This window comes from Paenibacillus lacisediminis (assembly GCF_046567315.2).
Genome location: NZ_JBKIAX020000010.1, coordinates 240,346 through 262,146 on the forward strand (window position 1 = coordinate 240,346; position 21,801 = coordinate 262,146).

Sequence of the window (21,801 nt, forward strand, 5' to 3'; positions counted from 1 at the left end):
CTCTTCTATGTTAAAATTACTTTTGGTTATTTTTCGGGAAAGGGGAGAGCTTGTGTACCGCATCCTGGTTATGAACGGACCGAACCTGAACTTGCTGGGCGTTCGCGAACCGGGCGTCTACGGATCCGAGACGCTTGGCGACATCGAGGCTCGTCTGCGGAAGCTAGCGGGGGACCATGAACTTGAGCTCGCATTCTTTCAGTCGAATCATGAGGGCGCACTGATCGACCGGATTCATGAAGCCTTCGGGAACGCCGACGGAATATTGCTCAACCCCGGCGCGCTTACGCATTACAGCTACGCTCTGCGGGATGCCTTGACATCGGTGCGCATCCCCGTCGTGGAGGTGCATTTGTCGAATATCCACGCGCGCGAGGTTTTCCGGCACACTTCGGTCATCGCCCCGATTGCGGTGGGACAAATTGCCGGTTTTGGATCGTACGGTTATGAAATGGGGCTGCTCGCGCTCAAACGCCATTTGGCGGCGAAGCACGCCTGAGCGGGCGGATAGCGTTGGGAGAGTCCTAAGCGAAAATAAGGGAGAGTTATTTATGGCGAGCACTCGAGTTGTTCGGCTTCGCGAAGCGATGAAGCTGCAAAATATCGAAGCAGTGCTGATTACCGGAGAGGTGAACCGCCGCTATTTGACGGGATTTACGGGAAGTTCCGGCTACGTGCTGGTTACCCTGGACAAAGCCTGGCTGCTGACGGATTTCCGTTACTTGACCCAAGCCGCCGAACAGGCGCCCGGGTTTGAAATCGTCGACCACGGCGCGTCCGTTACGGGGACGATCAAGTCCTTGCTGGACCAGGAGAACCTGGAACGCCTCGGCTTTGAGGAAGAGCATGTCGTTTTTTCGGTTTACCGCACCTATGAACGCGAATTGAAACCGATCGCGCTCGTTCCAGTGAGCGGATTGATCGAGGGGCTTCGGTTATTCAAGGACAGTGAGGAATTGGCGCTGATGAAAGAAGCGGCCGAACTGGCCGATCGCACGTTCCTACATATGCTGGACGTTCTGAAGCCCGGCGTCAGCGAATGGGACGCGGCGCTGGAACTGGAAACGTTCATGCGCAAGCACGGGGCCGAAGGCACTTCATTTGATACGATCATCGCCTCCGGGGAACGTTCGGCGCTGCCGCACGGCCGGGCCAGCGAGCGTATCATGCAAACGGGCGAACTGGTGACAATGGATTTCGGCGCGTTCATGAAGGGGTATTGCTCCGATATCACCCGTACCGTCGCTTTAGGCAAACCGGCCGACAAGCTGCGCGAAATTTACGATATCGTGCTGGAAGCACAGCTGCACACGCTGGAGCAGCTACGTCCGGGCATGACCGGACGGGAAGCGGATGCACTGGCCCGGGACATTATCGCCAGCTACGGCTACGGCGAGTATTTCGGGCACAGCACCGGGCACGGGCTTGGCATGGAAGTTCATGAAAATCCGCGCGTGTCCAAAGCGAGCGATACAGTGCTCAAGCCGGGGATGGTCGTCACGGTGGAGCCGGGGATTTATTTACCGGGTCTGGGCGGCGTGCGCATTGAGGACGATGTCGTGATTACCGATACCGGTGTGCGGCGTTTGACCGAATCGACGAAGGACTATATCGCGCTTGGTTGATGCGGGTACTCCCCGAATGTGGGATCACAGCAGCTAACAAACGTTACTGTTAATTTAGGGTATTCTTAAAAATAAATATAATAAATTTGTTAACCCACTTGAGGAGGTACTTTTGTGATTTCAGTAAACGATTTTAAAACAGGCTTGACCGTCGAGGTGGACGGCGACATTTATACGGTGCTTGAATTCCAGCACGTTAAACCGGGCAAGGGCGCGGCTTTCGTCCGCTCCAAGCTGAAAAACCTGCGCAACGGCAACACGGTGGAAAAAACTTTCCGCGCCGGCGAAACGATCGGCCGGGCCATGATCGAAAACCGCGACGTTCAATATTTGTACGCCAGCGGCCAGGAGCACACCTTCATGGACAACGAGACGTACGACCAGTTTACGCTGTCGTCGGATCAGCTGGAATGGGAACTGAACTTCCTGAAGGAGAATATGAACGTTAAAATCGTCAGCTACCAAGGCGAAATTATCGGGATCAACCTGCCGAACAGCGTGGAGCTGAAAGTCATTGAAACCGAGCCGGGGATCAAAGGCAACACCGCAACCGGGGCAACCAAAAACGCCAAAGTTGAAACAGGGCTTAACGTTCAGGTGCCGCTCTTCATTAATGAAGACGACGTGCTGTTGATCGATACGCGTGAAGGGAAATATATTTCGCGGGCCTAAGCGGTTTTGCGATGAAGTTTCGGACGGGGACGCCCAGGCGTTAGCCTGACGTTCCCCGGAAGAATGCTGCATCCTCCACCTTTCAAGGTGGGGGAATTTTTTATAATGTCCGCCAAAGCATTGACGACCTTCGGGTCCTTCGTATTATACTGGTTTAAAGCGTTACTGGTTCAAATGGTTGAATGCTCTGAGAAAACGGGCACATTAGGGAGGGTCTGAGTTGGCTTTATACGTGATGAAATTTGGAGGCAGCTCCGTCGGCGATGCGGAGCGGATGCAGCGTGTGGCAAAGCGCGTTGTCGACAAGCAAAAGGAAGGGCACCGGGTCATGGTGGTCGTATCGGCGATGGGAGACACCACCGATGAGCTGATCGATCAGGCGAAGCTGCTCAGCAAGGAACCGCCGCTTCGGGAAATGGATATGCTGATGACGACCGGTGAACAAATTTCCATTGCTTTGCTGGCGATCGCGATAGATGCGCTTGGAGCCAAAGCGGTTTCGTATACGGGCTGGCAAGCGGGTTTTCGTACGGAAGCGGTTCACGGTAAAGCGCGAATCACCGACATCCAGCCGGAGCGTGTGCTGAAGTCGCTGGGGGATGGATATATCGTTATCGTCGCCGGATTCCAGGGCATGACCGGGGACGGGGAAATCACGACGTTCGGCCGCGGTGGTTCCGATACGACGGCGGTGGCTTTGGCGGCCGCGACCTCGGCCGATACTTGCGAAATTTATACCGACGTGGACGGCGTCTATTCGACCGATCCGCGGATCGTGAAAAATGCCCGCAAACTGAATGAAATTTCGTATGACGAGATGCTGGAGCTCGCTAATCTGGGAGCGGCGGTGCTGCATCCCCGCGCGGTGGAATACGCCAAACATCACCAGGTGCGGCTCGTCGTCCGTTCCAGTTTTAACCAGAATGAAGGCACAGTAGTTAAGGAGGAAGCCAAGATGGAGCAAGGAGTAGTTGTCAGCGGGATCGCTTACGATAAAAATGTAGCCCGGATCAGCATTATGGGGGTTTCCCACGTTCCCGGCGTACTCGCGAAAGTGTTTGGTTCGCTGGCGGAGGCGAAAATCGACGTCGACATTATCGTTCAGAGCGGCGTACAGGACGGAAAGGCTGATTTCTCTTTTACCGTTGCTTTGTCCGACTGCGAAAAAGCGCTGAAAGTGCTTGAAGGCATCCGCAGCGATCTTCCGTATGAGGAAGTGACTTCGGAGGACGGTTTGGTCAAGGTTTCGATCGTTGGCGCAGGCATGGTCAGCCATCCCGGCGTTGCCGCGGAAATGTTCGACGTGATTTCCAAACAGGGGGTCAACATCAAGATGGTCAGTACCTCGGAAATCAAAGTATCGTGTGTCATCGACGGCGACAAGTTAAATGAGGTTGTGACCGCGCTGCACACCGCTTACGGCCTGGATACGGAAACGCAGGCGTTTGTCGGCGGGCCTAAGGAGCGCAGGTAGACCGAAGCGAATATACGTTTTTGCAAGGGGCATCTTCAAGCCAGCGGCTTGGGGGTGCTTTTTTTTAGAGTATAGACAAGCTGGGTAAAGGCTGAAGGCGCAGGCAATAAGGGGAAGAGGAGAGGTCTCTGAAGGCTAAAGGACTCCAGAGACCTTATCTGCGGAAAAATGGAGGTTTGCAAAATGTAACGGACACAGATGCCTCTACTTACCTCGAATCGGCCCGGATGAACCCGTTTAGAGCGGAATAACGTCATGTGGGTCCGTTAGCCTGGGAAATACCCGGGAAATGGGCGGATAAGGTCGCTGGTGTCCGTTAGAGCAGCATCCGCTGAAGGGAAGGGTACTCGTAGTAGAACAAAAGAAGGATGGGTTTGTACGACAAAGGACCTCGCCGGCGGCGAGGTCCTTCTTTTCTATTAATAAATAGAAATGTACGGGCATATCGTTAAGAGAGCACGATTTGGACAAGGAGGCGAAGGTGGATATGCTCGATAAATTTGTAGTCAGCATGGCGACGCTGCGAATGTTTTCCGGGACCATCGAGGTTTTGGCGGCCCTGCTCATGTTGAAGCTGGGAAAGGTGGATAAGGCACTAGCCGTCAATTCGGCGCTGGCACTGGTCGGGCCGACGATCCTGATCGTCACGACGTCCATCGGACTGGCCGGAATGGCCGACAAGCTGTCCTGGGGAAAAATGATCTGGATCGGCTGCGGCGTCGCCTGTCTCTTAATCGGGATTTTGAAGAAATGATAGATTGCCCGGAATAATGACAAAGTACAGGCATACATATGAGGTATAGCAAAAATTCATTAAAGTTAGTTCAAAAAGTCAGGTTTTCAGCACCAAGAAGATTGGATGAAGCTAGGGACTGAGGAGCGGAGCGTACGTTTTGGGTACGTGAGCAACGGAAGGCCCGGCTGAATTCCAGATTCGACGCCCGATCCACTTCTTGACCTGCTTCGTGATAAGAAAAACTCTATCGACGAACAATCAAAGAAGACAGACCGCCCTGAGTTGAAGTTTTTCTTGCGATTTAAGGCAGACATGCTTCGGTGACTATTCATTCTTAAATCTTCAAAACATGACTTTTTGAACAACCTCTTAAAAGTAAAAGTTTTGGGGGTACGCCATGAACCCAAGTTGGTTAACCGTATTTCCCGACAACATCCGGGCCTTGCTGCTCAAACTGCCGCCTTCCATTTTTCCCGTTCTGGAGGAGATTCGCATCCGCGAGGGGCGCCCGCTTGAGATTAATTCCGGCGGCCGCTACTATTTTCTGACGCCGGACGGAAGCCTGACGCAAAATCCGGAGTCGGCTTACAAGCCGGGAAAACAGGACGGCAACCGGCTGCTCGATCTGATCACCAACCACTCGCTTTATACGATGGAGGAAGAGCTGCGCAAAGGCTTCATCACGATTGCGGGGGGCCATCGGATCGGACTGGCCGGCAGGACCTTGCTGAGCGGAGGAAAGGTGGAGCATCTGCGCGATATCAGCGGCTTTAATGTACGGGTCGCCAGGGAGGTCAAAGGCATCGCCGACCCGATTTTGCCAAGGCTGCTCGACTTTAAGCACAGAAGCGTATATCACACGTTGATTCTATCTCCCCCGCAGCAGGGTAAAACAACGCTGATCCGCGATTTGGCGCGGCAAATCAGCAGCGGCACCTGGGGCCACCCGGAGGCGTCCTGGCCGGGGCTGAAAGTGGCCGTCGTCGATGAACGTTCGGAGATCGCCGGCAGCAAAAAAGGCGTTCCCGGATTTGACGTCGGTCCCCGCACGGACGTGATGGACGGCTGCCCCAAAGCGGAAGGAATCATGATGATGATCCGTTCCATGTCGCCGGACGTGCTGATCGTGGATGAGATCGGACGACCGGAGGATGCCGAGGCTTTGGCCGAGGCGCTGCATGCCGGCGTACGTGTCATCGCCACGGCGCACGGGTCGAGCGTGGACGACCTGTCCTCCCGGCCGGCGTTGTCCAAGCTGTCGGAAACCGGCTTTTTCCAAATGTACGCGGTGCTTGCGCGCACGGAAAAAGGACTGGCTTTCAGGCTTTGGGACGGCAAACGGCGGGGAATCCAGCTGCACGGGGCCGGATGGAAGGGCAGGGAAGAACATGCTTAAAATGTTTGGGGCTGCGCTCGTCATATTGGCGGCTACCTTGGCCGGATGGGTGCAGGCGAGGCAGTTCGCCAGCCGGCCGAACCAGATCCGCAGGCTGATTCTGGCGCTAAAGCGGCTGGAAACCGAAATTATGTACGGTTTTACGCCGCTTCCCGACGCACTTCGGCGGATCGGGGAACAAAGCCAGGAACCGGTCAGAGCCATCTTCGTCACCGCGGCGGACAACATGAGCGCATCCAACCGTTTGAGCGCCCAGGAGAGCCTGGAGCAGGCCGCCATCAACGTTTGGAAATTTACTGCCATGAAGGCCCCTGAGCAGGAGGTGATCCGCCAGCTCAGCTATACGCTTGGGACAAGCGACCGGAAGGATCAGCTAAGACATCTGGCGACGGCCGTCCGGCAGCTGGAGAGCGAGGAATCCGCAGCGCGGGAAGAGCAAGCCCGTTATGAGAAAATGTACCGCAGCTTGGGGCTTTTGTGCGGAGCGTTCATCGTCATTCTATTCTACTGAATTTAATTCCCTCCAGGGCTGATTCGCCTGTGAAATTGATCGTGAGGTGCCAAATCAATGAACATAGAAGTGAACGCCATTTTTCAGATCGCGGGCATCGGCATTATTATCGCCATGATCCACACGGTGTTGAAGCAGATGGGAAAAGAAGACATGGCGCATTGGGTAACGCTGATCGGGTTCGTCGTGGTGCTGTTTATGGTCATCCGGCTGCTGGACAGCCTGTTTCAAGAAATCAAATCGATCTTTTTGTTCCAGTAGGTGAGACCCCGGTGGAAATTATCCAGGTTGTAGGGCTCGGACTGATCGCGACGGTGCTAATTCTGGTCATCAAAGAACAGAAGCCGATGTTTGCCTTTTTGATCGCCGCCAGCACGGGCATCCTCATTTTTCTGTATTTGATCGGCAAAATCGGAAGCATCATCGGTGTGCTTGAGGATTTGGCCGAAAAATCCGGCGTGCAGATGATCTATTTGAAAACGATCCTGAAAATCATCGGCATCGCCTACATCGCCGAGTTTGGGGCGCAAATCGTCCGCGACGCGGGGCAGGAAGCCATCGCTTCGAAAATTGAAATGGCGGGCAAAGTGCTGATCATGGTGCTCGCCATCCCGATCATCAGCATCATTATAGAAACGGTAATCAAGCTGCTGCCGGCATAAAGTGAGAGTTCAAAAAGCCAGGTTGTCAGCACCGAACAACCTCTTAAAGAGGGTGGGGAGACGGATGATAGGAACGACAAACGAGCTTTGGCGCGGCAAAACGCTGGTTCTGATCGTCCTCGGGGCACTGCTGGTGTGGCTGATGCCTCAAGTCTCGCTGGCCGAAGGCGCGGACGGCGGTTGGATTCAACGGCAAGCCGAGGAACTGCCGACCGACCAGGTGGAGACTTACTGGCAGCAGCTGATGAAAGATTATGGCGGTTTTTTTCCGGATCAGAAGCTTCCGTCCTTTATGGATATGCTTTTGCAGCAGGATCAAAGCTTCAGCCTCAGGACGGGGCTAACCGGTCTGATGAAATATATGTGGCACGAAGTGTTGTATAACGGCCGCATCCTGGTAACGATCGTGCTGCTGTCCATCTTCAGCATGATCCTGGAGACGCTGCAAACGGCTTTCGAACGCAAACAGGTCAGCAAAGTTGCCTACTCCATCTGCTATTTGGTCATCCTCGTGTTGGCAATCAACAGCTTCCATGTGGCCATAACGTATGCCACCAAGGCCATCGGCGGCATGATCGATTTCATGATGGCGATGGTGCCGCTGCTGTTCACGCTGCTGGCCTCTATGGGGGGCGCGGTGACCGTGACGGTCACCCACCCGCTCGTCGTGTTTATGGTGCATGCGGTTGGCACGGCGGTGCATACGATCGTTTTTCCGCTGCTCTTTTTCTCGGCGGTCCTGCATATCGTCAGCTCCTTGTCGGACAAATACAAGCTGACCCAGTTGGCCGATCTGCTGCGCACCATCAGCATGGCGTTGCTCGGGGTGCTGCTGACCGTTTTCCTGGGAGTCATCTCTGTGAAAGGCATTGCCGGCTCGGTGACGGACGGGGTGACACTGCGGGCCGCCAAATATTTAACCGGCAATTTCGTGCCGGTCGTCGGCAAGGTGTTCGCCGACGCGACGGACACGGTGATCTCCGCTTCGCTGCTGGTGAAAAATTCGATCGGGCTCGTCGGCGTCATCATTCTGTTGTTCCTCTGCGCCTTCCCGGCGATCAAAATCATCACGCTGGCGCTGATCTTCAACCTTTCGGCAGCAGTGATGCAGCCGCTCGGCGAATCGCCGATCGTCACCTGCCTGGAAACGATCGGCAAGAGCATGCTGTACGTTTTTGCCGCGCTCGCCGCCGTTGGATTGATGTTTTTTCTGGCGATTACGATCATGCTCACCGCCGGCAACATTACGGTCATGATGAGGTAAGGGCGGGGCGCGCCCCGCCGAAAACGGGAAGGTGATCCGAGCGATGAACTGGCTTGCGGAATGGCTGAAAGAAATCATTTTTATCGTACTCATCGCCGTCTTTGTCGATCTGCTTCTTCCCAATCGTGCGATGGAGCGTTACGTCAAGCTTGTCGTCAGTCTGCTGATCCTGCTGACGCTGATTTCCCCGGTCATGCGCTTCTTTAGCTCCGACACCAGGAAAGAGCTGGAAACGGCTTTTTCCGAAAGTATGGCAGGGTTGGAGTACGAAGCGGCGGGGAAAAGCACGGAAGCGATTCTGCGGCAGGGCGAGGAGCTGCGCCAAAAGCAGGAAGCCGAGGCGTTGCAGTGGGCGGGCGAAGAAACGGCGCGGCAAATGAAGGAGCAGATCGAACGCGAAACTGGGCAGCCGGTCATGCGTGTATCGGTCAAGCTGGTTACAAAACCCGTGAAGCCGGATGCGGACAAGGATGGCGGTAACCCGCCGGCAGCGGAGCCGGTCATCTCCGAGGTTGAGGTGGTCATGACCGAGGCCAAGACGGAATCGTCCGACGCGGACAGCAATGCTTCCGGGCGGGGGCCGGAGATAACGGTTGCACCTATCGAAAAAATAACGGTCCGCGTTGGCGCAAACACAAATGAGAGTTCCGAACAAAGGTCAAGCAGCGGTGCGAACGACCCAACCACTGAGGCGATGGCCGGCTCCGGTGGCGACACGGTGGAAAGGAAGCGTTCCGGCGAGGACGGGAATCCCGTGAATGAAGCGGTGCCGGAAATGCTCGTGACACAAATTGAGGAACTGCTGAGCAAAAACTGGGGGGTTGCCGAAAATGCCGTAACGATCATCCGGCCGCAGGCGGAAAAAAGCTAGTCGGGAGGTGAAGGGACATGCCGGGATGGCTGAAAAAACTCGAGCAATGGATCGGCAAGGGCGCAGACGGGAAGAAGCGCGCAAATACGTTCCGCCTGCTGCTGATTCTCGGATTGGCAGGGATTGCGATTATGCTGTTCAACTCTTTTGTAAACGTCAAGGAGGTGGATAGCGGAGGGGAAGGCAGAGAGCCGCCGGTGATGCAGGATCTGGCGCCCGCGAGTATGGAAGAGGGCGGCACAGGCAGCGATTTCAGCAGCATCGAGTTGTCGCTGGAGAATAAAACGAAGGAGATTTTGGAAAAAATCGTCGGCGTCGGCGCGGTGGATGTCCTCGTTACGATCGACTCGACGGAGGAAGTCGTCGTGCAGCGCAACATAAAGGATACCCAGGAATTGACCGAGGAAAACGACGCGGACGGGGGGAAGCGGCATGTGACGCAATATACCCGGGACGGTCAAATCGTAACTTACGAGAATTCCGGCAGCGAGCAGCCGATTGTCACGAAAAAAATCAAGCCCAAAATCAGGGGGGTTCTCGTCGTGGCGAGGGGAGCCGAAAACAAAACGGTGAAAGGCCTGATCGTGGACGCTGTCGAGAAGGGATTAAATGTTCCGGCATACCGGATTTCCGTTGTTCCGCGCAAGCAGTCCCAGTAGTTCTTGAGCCGCTTTCTTAAGAAGAGGGAGTCATGCTCACAAAACTAAACCGATGCTGTCAATATAAGTTTTGCCGAAGTTTACTCATGAAGCTTATGCCAACAAAACTTTTAGGAGGAATCTTTTTATGAAATCCAAAAGACAAACGATTTGGCTTGTATCGATGCTCAGTTTGATGGTTGTTTTATCGGCTTATTATCTGTTTACGGAAGAAGGGCCGGCGCCTGCGGCTAAAACCGACGGCCAGCAGGTCAGCATGGAAGGCGGAACGGCTCAAAACGGCGCGCTGGAGAAATCCGGTTTGTCCGCGCAAGATGAAGTGATTCTTTCCGAGATCACAAGCGATGGCCAAGCCGGCAGCGATGCCGTTACCGACGACGAAGCCGCCGCGAAGACGGATGAAGTCAAAGCCGCGGAGGAAGGAACCGCAACAGAAGAAAGTGGAGCTGCCGGCGGCGCGGTGGATACATCCTCTCAAAATAGCGGTAAAGAAGCGGCCAAAGACGAAAAAGCGGCGGTTCAAGGGGAAAAAGCGGCAGAACCGTCTGCAAATGCGGGGGGTTCGGAACAAACTAAAACCGACGAAGACGTGTTGAACCAAATGGAGGCGCAAGGCATTGCTTCCTCCGATTCGCTGACGGCCTACCAGTTTGAACGGACACAGGAGAACCTCCAAAAGCAGGAGGAATTGATGAAGGCGATCAACGACGATAACAAATCGTTGGAAGAGTCCGCCATGGCTCAGCAGGAGCTAAGCGCTTTGGAAGAGAAGGAAGAAAAAATTTACGACATCGAAGAAAGACTGCGCCAGCAATATGCCAACGCTGTTGTTGCCGAGGAGGACAACAAATACAAAGTCGTGGTCGTCAGCGAAAAAATGGAGGCCAAAGAGGCCGTAAGCATTATGGACCTGGTAATGAAGGAGCTTGATGTGTCCCAGGATAAAGTGAGCGTGCAATACGTCACGCAATAAAGCACGCCCGTATGTTGAAATGGAAAATACGCATGGGTTAGGAAGAGTCCGAGGAAGCTTGGACTCTTTCCATTTTGATCGATTATGATATAATACATAAAGTTATGAACTGATGGTCCAGGCAATAGGCTAAGGCTTTCCCGACAAAGCGAAGGAGAGAGTGAAGACATGTTTAATTTGAACGAAATCAAAGAATTGATTGAATTGGTAGACAGAACGTCCATTCAGGAAGTGGAAATTGAAAACGAAGGCGCACGCCTCTGCATTCGCAAGCCAGGTAAAAGCGAAATCGTTCAAGTGCAGCCGCAGCTGGCAGTTGCCGCTCCGCAAAATGTTCCGCAAGTCATGGCAGTCGCTCCGGCCGCGAACGAACCGGCGGCGCAGCCTGCGAAACCGGCCGAACATGCGGCTAACCTGCATACCATCGCTTCACCGATGGTGGGAACCTTCTATCGCTCATCTTCCCCGGAGGCCCAGCCTTACGTCAACATTGGGGACAAGGTTGGCGAGAAGACGACGGTATGCATTATCGAAGCGATGAAGCTGATGAACGAGCTGGAGGCCGAGATCAAGGGCGAAATAATCGATATTCTTGTGGAAAACGGCCAATTGGTAGAGTACGGTCAACCTCTCTTTTTGGTGAAGCCGGAGTAAGTCGGGGGCCAGCCGCCCCTGATTTTTAGTGAGAGGGCAAGGAGGATGGAGGACAGATGAAATTTCATAAAATATTGATCGCGAACCGCGGAGAAATCGCGGTGAGAATCATTCGGGCATGCCGCGAGCTGGGAATATCCACGGTCGCGGTTTATTCTGAAGCCGATAAAGACTCACTGCACGTGCGGCTTGCCGACGAAGCATACTGCATCGGGCCGACGCTGTCCAAGGACAGCTACCTGAACCTGACCAATCTGATGAGCGTGGCGACGTTAACCGAGTGCGACGCCGTGCATCCGGGCTATGGCTTTTTAGCCGAAAATGCCGATTTCGCCGAAATTTGCGGCTCCTGCAACATCACGTTTATTGGCCCGTCTCCGGAAGCGATCACCCGTATGGGGGATAAAGCGGAAGCCAAGCAAACGATGAAGGACGCGAACGTTCCGGTCATCCCCGGTTCCAACGGCCTGATCGAGGATCTGGATGAAGCGGTCATGGTCGCCCGGGATATCGGCTATCCGGTGATCATCAAAGCGACCGCCGGCGGCGGCGGCAAAGGCATCCGCATCGCCGAGGACGAAGAATCGCTGGTCAAGCAAATCACTACGGCCCAGCAGGAAGCCCAAAAGGCTTTCGGCAACGCGGGGGTTTATCTGGAAAAATTCTTGACGGGTATGAAGCACGTGGAGATTCAAATCATGGCCGACAAGCACGGGAACGCCGTTTACCTCGGCGAACGCGATTGCTCCGTGCAGCGCCGCCGGCAAAAGCTGGTAGAGGAAGCTCCGTGCCCTGTACTGTCTGCGGAAAAACGCCGCGAAATGGGCGAAGCTGCCGTGCGGGCGGCTCTGGCCGTTAATTATTCCGGAGCGGGGACATTGGAGTTTTTGCTGGGCCCTGACGGCCAGTTTTATTTCATGGAAATGAATACGCGGATTCAGGTCGAGCATCCGGTCACGGAGATGGTCACCGGCATCGATCTCATTCGCGAGATGATTTCGGTGGCCGAAGGGAACCCGCTTTCCTTCACTCAGGACGATGTGCAGTTGAACGGCTGGTCGATCGAGTGCCGGATCAACGCTGAGGACCCGTCGCGCAATTTCATGCCTTCGCCGGGCAAAATCGGCTTTTACCTGGCCCCGGGCGGACCCGGCGTTCGCGTGGACAGCGCGGCTTATCCGGGATATATGATCTCCCCGCATTATGATTCGATGATCGCCAAGCTGATCGTGTGGGGGGCAACAAGAGAGGAAGCCATTGCGAAGATGAAGCGGGCATTGTCCGAATTTGCCATTGAAGGCATTCATACCACAATCCCCTTTCACCAGAAGCTGCTGAATCATCCGACCTTCGTCAAAGGCGATTTCGATATCAAATTTCTGGAAGAAAACGAGATTTAAGACACCGCCGGAAGTTTGTCATAATGAACCCAAAATGATATAGTATGTATAATAAGTGCGCAGTATCAAGGGATTGAGCAGCGTCATACTTATTGAGAGGTGGATGAGTAGAAAATGAGTACATTGCCTACGGAATTCGAACGCACGGATATCGGGGAAATCCAGATCGCTCCGGAAGTGATCGAAGTGATTGCCGGTTTGGCCACCGTCGAGGTGAAAGGCGTGGCTGGCATGAGCGGCGGTTTTGCCGGCGGCATTGCCGAACTGCTGGGGAGAAAGAATCTTTCCAAGGGTGTTAAAGTCGAAGTCGGACAACGCGAAGCGGCCGTAGACGTATCCGTCATCATCGAGTACGGCAACCGTTTGCCTGAAGTCGCCTCGGAAATTCAACGCAATGTCAAGCGTTCCATCGAAACGATGACCGGCCTGAACGTAGTGGAAGTGAACGTCCATATCCACGACGTCATCTTTAAGGCGGCCGAAAAAGCCGAAGATGCGGAGCCGGCCCATCGCGTGAAATAATGTACTTTAGGTGCGAACCCCCGACCAATCAGGGTCAGGGGTTTCTTTTAAGGAGGCTGTACCCGTCGTGGCCAAAATTTTAGACAGACTTCTGCTGTTTATATACAGCTTGAGTATCGGAATATTATCCGTCATTGCCATTCTCCTGTTGACGGACGCCGTGCCGCTGGATTTGATCATGATCCGGGAAAGAAACCTGTACATAGCGGCCTGGGTGGTTGCCGTCGTATTGTTTTTGCTGAGCGTCCGCTTTTTTTACATTTCGGTAAAAAGAGAACGCGGCTCCCTGCCGTCCATCGATCAGCGCACGGAATACGGGGACATTCAAATTTCCGTGGATACGATCGAGAACTTGTCGTACAAGGCTGCTGCCCGCGTGCGCGGCATCAAAGAGGTCAAGACCCGCATCCGGATTACGGAAGCGGGCCTGGAAATCGTGGTGAGAGCCCTAGTGGATGGGGAAACGTCGATTCCTGCCCTAACGGAGGAAGTGCAAAAACAGGTTCACGATCACGTGGAGGAAATTACGGGGATCCCCGTATCCTACGTTTCGGTTTACATCGCCAACCTGGTTCATTCGCCTGCCGTCAAAAGCCGGGTTGAATAGGGGTGAGTAGCGGGGTGTTCTGGAAGCAATTGTGGGAGAGTCACAGGGGACGTTTGCTGGGCGTGGCTGCGGCGGTATTCTTATGCCCGATTTATCTGTTTTTCGGATTTTGGAATATGCTGTTTTGCGCGCTGCTCCTGTTTATCGGGTATACGATCGGCAAACAAAAAGATTTGGATCAAGGCCCGCTGTTGCCCTGGGGCGAGATCTGGGAATGGTTGTCTTCGCGCTGGCGTCCTTTTAAATGATTCCTGTGATAAGCTTTCTCCGGAAAAAGACGATGTTGCCATTTTGTGGAGAAAGCCTATTACGGGTTTTTTTGTGCGTTAGAGAAGGTTTTGGCAAATAAAGTGATGATCGGCACGTTTTTGGTCCATGCTGAAAAGTAGGATCGTGATTAAAGGAGGAAGCAGATGAAACGGCGATTGGCGAGAGAAATTGCAATTCAAAGTTTGTATCATATGGAAATGAACGAAGTGGAAGCGGAAGAAGCGGTTTCGATGCTGCTTTCCGAAGCGGCGGGCGAAAACGAGGGCGAAGTCAAATTGTCCGATGCCGAGGGGGACAAGGCGTTTGTGCTTGAACTTGTAAATGGGACCTGGAGCCGAAAAGACGCGATTGACGGACTGCTGTCCGATTATTTGAAGGGCTGGCAGATCAGCCGGCTGTCGAAGGTCGACCGTCAGGTGCTGCGGCTGGCGGCGTACGAAATGATTTTTCGCGACGATGTCCCGGGCAAAGTGGCCGTCAACGAGGCGATTGAGCTCGCCAAGCATTTCGGCACCGAAGAATCGGGCAAATTTGTGAACGGCGTACTCGGCAAAATGATTCAGGACGTGGAACAGCTCAAAAGCAAAATTTAAACCATTATACCGGCAGAGGAGAGGAAAACAATGTCAGCACCGATTATTAACGGAAAACAGGTTTCGCAGGATATCCGCGCGAGCCTTCGCGAAGAAGTGGAAGAGCTTAAGAAGCAAGGGTTTACTCCCGGACTTGCCGTCGTTCTCGTCGGTGAAGATCCGGCGTCTCAGGTATACGTCCGCAACAAGGAAAAAGCGTGCCAGGATCTGGGCTATTATTCCGAAGTTCACCGTTTGCCGGCATCAACCGCGCAGGAGGAATTGCTTGCGTTGGTGGACAAGCTGAATCGCCAAAACAACATTCACGGAATTTTGGTGCAGCTTCCGCTGCCGAAGCATATCGATGAGAAGGCCGTCATCGACGCGATTTCCGTGGACAAGGACGTGGACGGATTTCATCCCGTCAATGTCGGCAACCTGGTGATCGGGGATGACAGCCTGCTTCCTTGCACGCCTGCGGGTGTGATCGAACTAATTAAGCGCACGGGCGTAGAAATCGCCGGCAAGCATGCGGTGGTGATCGGCCGCAGCAATATCGTCGGCAAGCCGGTATCCCTGCTGCTGCAGCGGGAGAACGCGACCGTTACGATGTGCCATTCGCGTACGGCGAATATGAAGGAATTGACCAAGCAGGCGGACATTTTGGTTGTGGCGATCGGCCGGGCCAATTTTGTGGATGCTTCCTACGTCAAGCCGGGCGCGGTCGTGATCGACGTCGGCATGAACCGGCTCGATAACGGGAAGCTGGCCGGAGACGTCGATTTCGACAGCGTCAAGGAAGTCTCCGGTCCGATTACGCCGGTGCCCGGCGGCGTCGGTCCGATGACGATTACGATGCTGATGCAAAACACGCTGATCGCCGCCAAACGTTTGCAAGGATTGGCGTAAAGGGCTGGCCTGTCATGGAGCAGCGGATATTAACGATCAAGGAATTGAACCGCTACATCAAAATGAAGCTGGATTCGGACCGTTTGCTTTCGGAGGTGTGGATTCGCGGGGAGATTTCCAACTTTACGCACCATTCCAGCGGCCATATGTATTTTACGCTGAAGGATGAAAGCAGCCGGATCAAATGCATTATGTTCGCCTCGTACAATCAGCGCCTGCCGTTCAGGCCGAAGGAAGGAGCGAAGGTAATCGCCCGGGGCAACGTGACGGTGTATGAACGGGACGGGCAATATCAATTTTATGCGACTCATATGCAGCCGGACGGGATCGGCAGCCTCTACCTCGCCTTTGAGCAGTTAAAGCAGAAGCTGGAGGCGGAAGGGCTGTTTGCGCCGGAGCGGAAACGGCCGCTGCCGCGCTTTCCGCGCACGATCGGCGTCGTGACTTCGCCAACCGGCGCGGCGGTGCGGGATATCCTGACGACGCTGCAGCGCCGTTATCCGCAGGCGGCCGTGATCCTGTACCCGGTGTTGGTCCAGGGCAAAGGCGCGGCGCCGTCCATCGTTAAAGCGATCCGAGTGCTGAACGCTATGGGCGAAGCCGACGTGCTGATCGTCGGCCGCGGCGGCGGCTCGCTTGAGGAGCTGTGGGCGTTTAACGAGGAGCAGGTCGCGCGGGCGATCTACGAATCGGCGGTGCCCGTCATCTCGGCCGTGGGCCACGAGACGGACTTCACCATCGCCGATTTCACCGCCGACCTGCGCGCCGCCACGCCCACCGCCGCCGCCGAGCTCGCCGTGCCGCACACGGCCGAGCTGCGCGCGCTGCTGCGCCAGCGTGAGCAGGTGCTGCAGCAGGGCTTGCAGCACCGCCTGCAGCAGGCGCGCGATCGGCTGCGCCGGCTGCAGCGCTCGCCGGCGCTTCAGCAGCCGCGGCGCAGCCTGCTCCAGCACGCGGAGCGGCTGGACCGGCTGTCCATGCGGCTGGCGAGCCGCATGGAGACGCGCCTCACGCTAAGCGGCGCGTCCCACGACCGCCTGCATCAGCGGCTGCTGCGGTACCACCCGCAGGAGGCGCTGCGGTTCGCCAAGCGGCGGCGGCAAGAGGCCGACCGGCTGCTGCGGCAGGCGATGCTCGGCGCGCTCAAGGAGAAAACCCGGCTGCTTCAGGCGGGCATCCGCCAGCTTGACGCGCTGAGTCCGCTGAAAGTCATGGGCCGGGGCTACAGCCTCGTCTATGACGAGCGGGGAGAAAAGCTGATCAAAACGTTGGCTGACGTTGAGCCCGGCGATATAGTGAAGGTGAAAATAACGGACGGGGAACTTGATTGCCAAGTAAGGAGCATGACGCGGGAAGGAGCTGGACAAGATGAAGGAACGGGAAGCGCTTGACTTAGGGATGGCGGAGCAACCGGAAAAAAACTTTGAAGAAGCGATGAACGAGCTGGAAAATATCGTTTCGGAGCTGGAGCGCGGCGACGTGCCGCTGGAAAAGGCGATCGATCTGTTCCAGCAGGGGATGCGGCTGTCCCAGCTGTGCGGTCAAAAGCTGGCCCAGGTGGAACGCAAAATCGAAATGATCGTGGAAGAGGATGGAGAAGTGAGCAAAAAGCCTTTTCAACCACCGGCGGGCGACAGCGATGATTTTTAAGGAGAGTGGTGAATAGCTTTGCAAAACTCGGCGATTGAACAATATATGGCGGAGGTTTCGGAACTTGTGGCCTCCCGCCTGCAAACCGCGATCCCCGCGGAATGGAGCGTGCCGGAGACGCTGCGCGGTTCGATGGAGTATTCGCTGATGGCGGGGGGCAAGCGGCTGCGGCCGTTGCTCGTCGTGGCTGCGGCGGAGGCGCTGGGAGGAAGCCGGGATGCCGCACTGCCCGTCGCTTGCGCCGTAGAAATGGTGCATACGTATTCTTTAATCCACGACGATCTGCCGGCTCTGGACAACGACGACTATCGGCGCGGGAAGCTGACCAACCATAAAGTGTTCGGGGAAGCGATGGCGATTTTGGCCGGGGACGGTTTACTGACCCATGCTTTTTACAGCATCACGCAGGTTGGACGGCGATACGGGGTGCCGGCGGAACGGGTGCTCGCCATCGTGGAGGAGCTGGCGCGTTATGCCGGTCCGTCCGGCATGGTCGGCGGGCAAGCGGCCGATATGGAAGGGGAGCAGGGTTTAACCGGGCTGGAACAGCTGCGGTATATCCACGAGCATAAGACCGCTGACTTGCTCGTTTTTTCCGTCAAAGCCGGCGGAAGAATCGCCGGAGCGGCGGATGAACAGCTGAAAGCGCTTGAGCAGTATGGGCGCTGCATCGGGCTTGCTTTTCAGATTCAGGATGACATTCTCGATCTTGTCGGCGACGAGCGAAAACTTGGCAAAAAAACGCAAAGCGATGTCAAGCAGCAGAAAGTGACCTTCCCTTATTTTCTGGGCCTGGAAGCCTCACGCGCCGAGGTGGAAAAACTCACGGCCGCGGCAAAAGCCGCGATTGGAGGCGGAATCGTGCCTCATCCGGAGCGTTTGCTGGATATTGCCGATGTCCTGGTGCAAAGGGATCACTAGGTTTATTTTTCATCACCAGACGGGGCTTGATCGATTTCGACAACATCGTGACATATGGTATAATGAACGTTATTAACAACAAGAGAGAAAACCATTTTAGGAAAGCGGGGAATGGCTGTGCTGCTTTCACAAATTCATGAGCCTGCCGATCTGAAAAACCTGTCCTTGGACCAATTGACTTCGCTTGCGGCGGAAATCCGCCGGTTTTTGATCGAAAAGCTGTCGGCGACAGGCGGGCATCTGGCTCCCAATCTGGGCGTGGTGGAATTGACGATCGCCCTGCACTACTGTTACAACAGTCCCGAGGACAAATTGATTTATGACGTCGGCCATCAGGCCTATGTACATAAAATTTTGACGGGACGCATGGACCGGTTTGATACGCTGCGCAAGTACAAGGGCTTATGCGGGTTTGTTAAACGGAGCGAAAGCGAGCATGACGTATGGGAAGCGGGCCATAGCAGCACTTCGCTCTCGGCGGCCATGGGCATGGCTTTGGCGCGCGACTTGAAAGGCGAATCGCACCGGGTCATCGCCGTGATCGGGGACGGAGCGCTGACCGGGGGAATGGCGTTTGAAGCGCTGAATCACATCGGTCACGAGAAAAAAGATCTCATGGTGATTCTGAACGACAATGAAATGTCGATTGCGCCCAATGTGGGAGCGATGCATAACTATTTGACCAAACTCCGTTCCGACCGCAATTACCTGCGGGCCAAAGGCGAAGTGGAGCAGCTGCTCAAGAAGATCCCGGCGATCGGCGGCAAGCTGGCGAAAACCGCGGAACGGCTAAAGGACAGCTTGAAATATATGATGGTTTCCGGCGTTTTGTTCGAGGAGCTTGGCTTCAAATATCTCGGCCCGGTGGATGGCCATGATTTGCCGGGCTTGATCGAATCGTTCAAGCAAGCAAACAATGTGAGCGGCCCTGTATTGGTTCACGTGTTGACAACCAAAGGCAAAGGCTATACGCCGGCGGAAATGGACTCGCACAAATGGCACGGCGTCAGTACGCCGTATAAAATCGAGTCGGGCCAGCTGCTTAAGGCGGTCGGCAATCCGACGTATACGGAAGTGTTCGGGCAAACGCTGATCGAGCTGGCCGAACAGGATAAGCGCATTGTCGCGGTCACGCCGGCGATGCCGGGTGGCTCAGGGCTGGTGAAATTCGCCGAACGCTTCCCGGACCGGATGATCGACGTAGGCATTGCCGAGCAGCATGCGGCGACGATGTGCGCGGCTTTGGCGATGGAGGGCATGAAGCCGGTTTTTGCCGTGTACTCCACCTTTATGCAGCGCGCTTATGACCAGATCGTGCACGATATTTGCCGGCATAATGCCAACGTAATGTTCGCCATCGACCGGGCGGGATTTGTCGGGGCGGACGGGGAAACGCACCAAGGGGTTTTCGATATCGCCTTTTTGCGGCATATTCCGAACATGGTGCTGATGATGCCGAAGGATGAAAACGAAATGCGCCATATGATGAAAACGGCGCTGGAATACAACGACGGTCCGATCGGCTACCGTTATCCGCGGATTAACGTTCCTGGCGTGCCGCTGGACGAGGAGCTCGTGCCGATTCCGATCGGCAGTTGGGAAATGGTCCGCGAAGGGGATGGCCCGGTAATCATCGCGGCTGGTCCGATGGTGCAGGTGGCCGAGGAGGCCGCCGACATGATGAAGCGGGAAGGCGTGACCGCCTCCGTCGTCAACGCCCGGTTTTTAAAGCCGCTCGATGAAAGCATGCTGCTGAAGCTGGCTCATGGCAGCGGCGAACTGATCGTGCTGGAGGAAGCGTCGCAAGCGGGCAGCTTGGGCAGCGCCGTTCTGGAGTTTTATGCGGAGCACGGCATTACCGGGCTGGACATCCGCCTGATGGGAGTTCCCGACCGCTTCATCGAACATGGCAGCATTAAAGAGCAGTTGGAGGAAGTCGGCTTGACGGCGGAAGGGGTTGTACTGGAGCTGAAGAAATTCCGTTCCGATCAGCCGTTTACCTTCGCCAAGAAGGTTAAGCCGGTTTAAGTAAATGTGAGATAAGACGGGAGATTTTATGTCGGTTTCCAAGGAACGCATAGACGTCCTGCTCGTGGAGCAGGGATTTTTCGACAGCAGGGAAAAAGCGAAGGCGGCGATCATGGCCGGGCTCGTGTTCGGCGGGCAGGAGCGGATCGAGAAAGCCGGCACGAAAATACCGCGCGATACCGCGCTTACGGTGAAGGGCGCGATCCATCCTTATGTCAGCCGCGGCGGGCTTAAGCTGGAGAAGGCGCTGAAACGGTTCGGAATCGATCTGACGGGCCGGACAATGCTGGACATCGGGTCTTCCACCGGCGGTTTTACCGATTGTGCCCTGCAGCATGGAGCCGGTTACGTATATGCCATCGATGTCGGTTATAACCAGTTGGACTGGTCGCTCCGCAACGATGAGCGGGTAAATGTAAAGGAGCGGACGAATTTTCGCTACATGACGCCGGAGGATTTGGACGGACCGAAGCCGGATTTTGCCAGCATTGATGTCTCGTTCATTTCGCTGAAAATCATTTTGCCCCCGCTCCTGGCTTTGCTGGAAAGGCCTGCGGATATCGCGGCGCTGATCAAGCCGCAGTTTGAAGCGGGGCGCGAAAAAGTCGGGAAATCCGGGGTTGTGCGGGATCCCAAAGTACATCTGGAGGTGCTGGAAACGGTGCTTTCCTTTGCCGGGGATCTGGGGTATTCCGTGCACGGATTGACCTTTTCTCCAATCACCGGCGGAGAAGGAAATATCGAATTTCTGGCGCATCTTCGCCTTGAGGCAAACGCCGGGGCGGCCGTTCAGGGCGGCAACGGAGAAGCCGGGCGGCAACGGATCCGCGAAATGGCTGAACGCGTCGTCAGGGAAGCGGCCGAAACCTTTCACGGAGGCCCATCGAAATGATGGGTCTTTTTTGTTTTGCGTAAGCTTAGTAGACGATTCTGGAAATAACGTTACCATGATGGCAAGTGAAGGCTTGAGATAGAGCTAGAAAACGGCAAAACTAGTCTATTGAAGAACTCGGGTACAACATAAAGGAAAAAAAGGGCGCTATTTCAGCGATACCTCCCATGTAGCGTGAAATAGAGGAATTTTATGGCGCTATTTTCACGATTTAGTGGCGAAAGGCCGCTTTTCGACCTGTTCATCGAAAAATAAGACCCAAAAGTTCCCCTATTGGTGATAAATAGGCTCAAATCAGAAAATAAGACCCAAAAGTTCCGCTATTTTATAGGGGCGATACTGAGCACAAGACTACTATAGAACAAAGCGATCCATGGCCCCCGTCCGCAGATAAACCATATTATTTCCGGATCATTTTGCTAGCTATTGCCAAACGAACGTTTGTTCCCTATAATAAAAGAAAATAAAGCTAGTCCGTTTACCGTATGACGATAAATTGTTGATTGTTACTGACAGGAGCTTAGGCGTAAGCG

The 21,801-nt window shown here is 54.9% G+C and carries 25 protein-coding genes; all 25 read left to right on the forward strand.

Annotation, left to right across the window (positions count from 1 at the left end; translation table 11 throughout):
* Positions 1-52 precede the first annotated feature (52 nt).
* The 25 genes from aroQ to ACLD72_RS20365 all read left to right on the forward strand — a co-directional run bounded on the left by aroQ (position 53) and on the right by ACLD72_RS20365 (position 21,268).
* On the forward strand, positions 53-499 hold the full coding sequence (gene aroQ / locus ACLD72_RS20245) for a type II 3-dehydroquinate dehydratase (RefSeq protein WP_251587228.1): 447 nt from the start codon (positions 53-55) through the stop codon (positions 497-499).
* Positions 500-551: 52 nt separating this feature from the next.
* A complete protein-coding gene (locus ACLD72_RS20250; RefSeq protein WP_410997763.1) occupies positions 552-1,625 on the forward strand; it encodes a M24 family metallopeptidase in 1,074 nt (357 codons plus the stop codon).
* A 114-nt stretch (positions 1,626-1,739) separates the two neighbouring features.
* A complete protein-coding gene (efp, locus tag ACLD72_RS20255) occupies positions 1,740-2,297 on the forward strand; it encodes an elongation factor P (RefSeq protein WP_128634262.1) in 558 nt (185 codons plus the stop codon).
* A gap of 220 nt (positions 2,298-2,517) precedes the next feature.
* Positions 2,518-3,771: an aspartate kinase gene (locus tag ACLD72_RS20260; protein ID WP_410997766.1), complete on the forward strand. Its 1,254-nt coding sequence runs from the start codon at positions 2,518-2,520 to the stop codon at positions 3,769-3,771.
* A gap of 487 nt (positions 3,772-4,258) precedes the next feature.
* Complete coding sequence (locus ACLD72_RS20265; RefSeq protein WP_410997863.1) at positions 4,259-4,525, forward strand: YqhV family protein; 267 nt, start codon at positions 4,259-4,261, stop codon at positions 4,523-4,525.
* Between the two features lie 379 nt (positions 4,526-4,904).
* Positions 4,905-5,903: a stage III sporulation protein AA gene (gene spoIIIAA, locus ACLD72_RS20270; protein ID WP_410997768.1), complete on the forward strand. Its 999-nt coding sequence runs from the start codon at positions 4,905-4,907 to the stop codon at positions 5,901-5,903.
* Positions 5,896-6,414: a stage III sporulation protein SpoIIIAB gene (spoIIIAB, locus tag ACLD72_RS20275; RefSeq protein ID WP_128634259.1), complete on the forward strand. Its 519-nt coding sequence runs from the start codon at positions 5,896-5,898 to the stop codon at positions 6,412-6,414. Before spoIIIAA ends, spoIIIAB begins: the two co-directional genes overlap by 8 nt.
* Before the next feature lie 57 nt (positions 6,415-6,471).
* Positions 6,472-6,675 (forward strand): stage III sporulation protein AC, encoded by a 204-nt coding sequence (gene spoIIIAC, locus ACLD72_RS20280; RefSeq protein ID WP_009225775.1) that lies wholly within the window; start codon positions 6,472-6,474, stop codon positions 6,673-6,675.
* Positions 6,676-6,686: 11 nt separating this feature from the next.
* On the forward strand, positions 6,687-7,076 hold the full coding sequence (gene spoIIIAD / locus ACLD72_RS20285; protein ID WP_410997770.1) for a stage III sporulation protein AD: 390 nt from the start codon (positions 6,687-6,689) through the stop codon (positions 7,074-7,076).
* Positions 7,077-7,140: 64 nt separating this feature from the next.
* A complete protein-coding gene (spoIIIAE, locus tag ACLD72_RS20290; RefSeq protein ID WP_410997772.1) occupies positions 7,141-8,340 on the forward strand; it encodes a stage III sporulation protein AE in 1,200 nt (399 codons plus the stop codon).
* Positions 8,341-8,383: 43 nt separating this feature from the next.
* The gene (gene spoIIIAF / locus ACLD72_RS20295; protein WP_410997773.1) at positions 8,384-9,211 is read left to right on the forward strand and encodes a stage III sporulation protein AF; all 828 of its coding nucleotides are present in this window, start codon (positions 8,384-8,386) and stop codon (positions 9,209-9,211) included.
* A gap of 17 nt (positions 9,212-9,228) precedes the next feature.
* Positions 9,229-9,870: a stage III sporulation protein AG gene (spoIIIAG, locus tag ACLD72_RS20300; protein WP_410997775.1), complete on the forward strand. Its 642-nt coding sequence runs from the start codon at positions 9,229-9,231 to the stop codon at positions 9,868-9,870.
* 127 nt (positions 9,871-9,997) lie between these two features.
* On the forward strand, positions 9,998-10,843 hold the full coding sequence (locus tag ACLD72_RS20305) for a SpoIIIAH-like family protein (protein WP_410997777.1): 846 nt from the start codon (positions 9,998-10,000) through the stop codon (positions 10,841-10,843).
* Between the two features lie 168 nt (positions 10,844-11,011).
* Positions 11,012-11,497 (forward strand): acetyl-CoA carboxylase biotin carboxyl carrier protein, encoded by a 486-nt coding sequence (accB, locus tag ACLD72_RS20310; protein WP_410997779.1) that lies wholly within the window; start codon positions 11,012-11,014, stop codon positions 11,495-11,497.
* 56 nt (positions 11,498-11,553) lie between these two features.
* Positions 11,554-12,897, forward strand: a complete 1,344-nt coding sequence (gene accC, locus ACLD72_RS20315) for an acetyl-CoA carboxylase biotin carboxylase subunit (protein ID WP_410997781.1) — start codon at positions 11,554-11,556, stop codon at positions 12,895-12,897.
* A gap of 114 nt (positions 12,898-13,011) precedes the next feature.
* Positions 13,012-13,419: an Asp23/Gls24 family envelope stress response protein gene (locus ACLD72_RS20320; RefSeq protein WP_410997783.1), complete on the forward strand. Its 408-nt coding sequence runs from the start codon at positions 13,012-13,014 to the stop codon at positions 13,417-13,419.
* A 67-nt stretch (positions 13,420-13,486) separates the two neighbouring features.
* Positions 13,487-14,026 (forward strand): alkaline shock response membrane anchor protein AmaP, encoded by a 540-nt coding sequence (amaP, locus tag ACLD72_RS20325; protein ID WP_410997785.1) that lies wholly within the window; start codon positions 13,487-13,489, stop codon positions 14,024-14,026.
* A 14-nt stretch (positions 14,027-14,040) separates the two neighbouring features.
* A complete protein-coding gene (locus ACLD72_RS20330) occupies positions 14,041-14,274 on the forward strand; it encodes a DUF2273 domain-containing protein (RefSeq protein ID WP_036621763.1) in 234 nt (77 codons plus the stop codon).
* Positions 14,275-14,439: 165 nt separating this feature from the next.
* Positions 14,440-14,889 carry a transcription antitermination factor NusB gene (gene nusB, locus ACLD72_RS20335; protein ID WP_410997787.1) on the forward strand — a complete coding sequence of 150 codons (450 nt, stop codon included), beginning with the start codon at positions 14,440-14,442 and terminating at the stop codon, positions 14,887-14,889.
* Positions 14,890-14,919: 30 nt separating this feature from the next.
* Complete coding sequence (folD, locus tag ACLD72_RS20340; RefSeq protein ID WP_410997789.1) at positions 14,920-15,777, forward strand: bifunctional methylenetetrahydrofolate dehydrogenase/methenyltetrahydrofolate cyclohydrolase FolD; 858 nt, start codon at positions 14,920-14,922, stop codon at positions 15,775-15,777.
* A gap of 14 nt (positions 15,778-15,791) precedes the next feature.
* Complete coding sequence (xseA, locus tag ACLD72_RS20345; RefSeq protein ID WP_410997791.1) at positions 15,792-17,168, forward strand: exodeoxyribonuclease VII large subunit; 1,377 nt, start codon at positions 15,792-15,794, stop codon at positions 17,166-17,168.
* Between the two features lie 7 nt (positions 17,169-17,175).
* Positions 17,176-17,427 carry an exodeoxyribonuclease VII small subunit gene (xseB, locus tag ACLD72_RS20350; protein WP_251587227.1) on the forward strand — a complete coding sequence of 84 codons (252 nt, stop codon included), beginning with the start codon at positions 17,176-17,178 and terminating at the stop codon, positions 17,425-17,427.
* Between the two features lie 45 nt (positions 17,428-17,472).
* Complete coding sequence (locus tag ACLD72_RS20355) at positions 17,473-18,348, forward strand: polyprenyl synthetase family protein (protein ID WP_410997865.1); 876 nt, start codon at positions 17,473-17,475, stop codon at positions 18,346-18,348.
* Between the two features lie 111 nt (positions 18,349-18,459).
* Positions 18,460-20,376: a 1-deoxy-D-xylulose-5-phosphate synthase gene (gene dxs, locus ACLD72_RS20360; RefSeq protein ID WP_410997793.1), complete on the forward strand. Its 1,917-nt coding sequence runs from the start codon at positions 18,460-18,462 to the stop codon at positions 20,374-20,376.
* Between the two features lie 28 nt (positions 20,377-20,404).
* Complete coding sequence (locus ACLD72_RS20365; protein WP_410997795.1) at positions 20,405-21,268, forward strand: TlyA family RNA methyltransferase; 864 nt, start codon at positions 20,405-20,407, stop codon at positions 21,266-21,268.
* Positions 21,269-21,801: the final 533 nt, after the last annotated feature.

Bases quoted from the DNA above. Each gene is read 5' to 3' on its own strand.
- ACLD72_RS20250 (WP_410997763.1), top strand. From the start codon at position 552: ATGGCGAGCACTCGAGTTGTTCGGCTTCGCGAAGCGATGAAGCTGCAA.
- ACLD72_RS20265 (WP_410997863.1), top strand. From the start codon at position 4,259: ATGCTCGATAAATTTGTAGTCAGCATGGCGACGCTGCGAATGTTTTCC.
- spoIIIAA (WP_410997768.1), top strand. From the start codon at position 4,905: ATGAACCCAAGTTGGTTAACCGTATTTCCCGACAACATCCGGGCCTTG.
- spoIIIAB (WP_128634259.1), top strand. From the start codon at position 5,896: ATGCTTAAAATGTTTGGGGCTGCGCTCGTCATATTGGCGGCTACCTTG.
- spoIIIAC (WP_009225775.1), top strand. From the start codon at position 6,472: ATGAACATAGAAGTGAACGCCATTTTTCAGATCGCGGGCATCGGCATT.
- spoIIIAE (WP_410997772.1), top strand. From the start codon at position 7,141: ATGATAGGAACGACAAACGAGCTTTGGCGCGGCAAAACGCTGGTTCTG.
- spoIIIAF (WP_410997773.1), top strand. From the start codon at position 8,384: ATGAACTGGCTTGCGGAATGGCTGAAAGAAATCATTTTTATCGTACTC.
- spoIIIAG (WP_410997775.1), top strand. From the start codon at position 9,229: ATGCCGGGATGGCTGAAAAAACTCGAGCAATGGATCGGCAAGGGCGCA.
- ACLD72_RS20305 (WP_410997777.1), top strand. From the start codon at position 9,998: ATGAAATCCAAAAGACAAACGATTTGGCTTGTATCGATGCTCAGTTTG.
- accB (WP_410997779.1), top strand. From the start codon at position 11,012: ATGTTTAATTTGAACGAAATCAAAGAATTGATTGAATTGGTAGACAGA.
- accC (WP_410997781.1), top strand. From the start codon at position 11,554: ATGAAATTTCATAAAATATTGATCGCGAACCGCGGAGAAATCGCGGTG.
- ACLD72_RS20320 (WP_410997783.1), top strand. From the start codon at position 13,012: ATGAGTACATTGCCTACGGAATTCGAACGCACGGATATCGGGGAAATC.
- nusB (WP_410997787.1), top strand. From the start codon at position 14,440: ATGAAACGGCGATTGGCGAGAGAAATTGCAATTCAAAGTTTGTATCAT.
- folD (WP_410997789.1), top strand. From the start codon at position 14,920: ATGTCAGCACCGATTATTAACGGAAAACAGGTTTCGCAGGATATCCGC.
- xseA (WP_410997791.1), top strand. From the start codon at position 15,792: ATGGAGCAGCGGATATTAACGATCAAGGAATTGAACCGCTACATCAAA.
- xseB (WP_251587227.1), top strand. From the start codon at position 17,176: ATGGCGGAGCAACCGGAAAAAAACTTTGAAGAAGCGATGAACGAGCTG.
- ACLD72_RS20355 (WP_410997865.1), top strand. From the start codon at position 17,473: ATGGCGGAGGTTTCGGAACTTGTGGCCTCCCGCCTGCAAACCGCGATC.
- dxs (WP_410997793.1), top strand. From the start codon at position 18,460: ATGGCTGTGCTGCTTTCACAAATTCATGAGCCTGCCGATCTGAAAAAC.
- ACLD72_RS20365 (WP_410997795.1), top strand. From the start codon at position 20,405: ATGTCGGTTTCCAAGGAACGCATAGACGTCCTGCTCGTGGAGCAGGGA.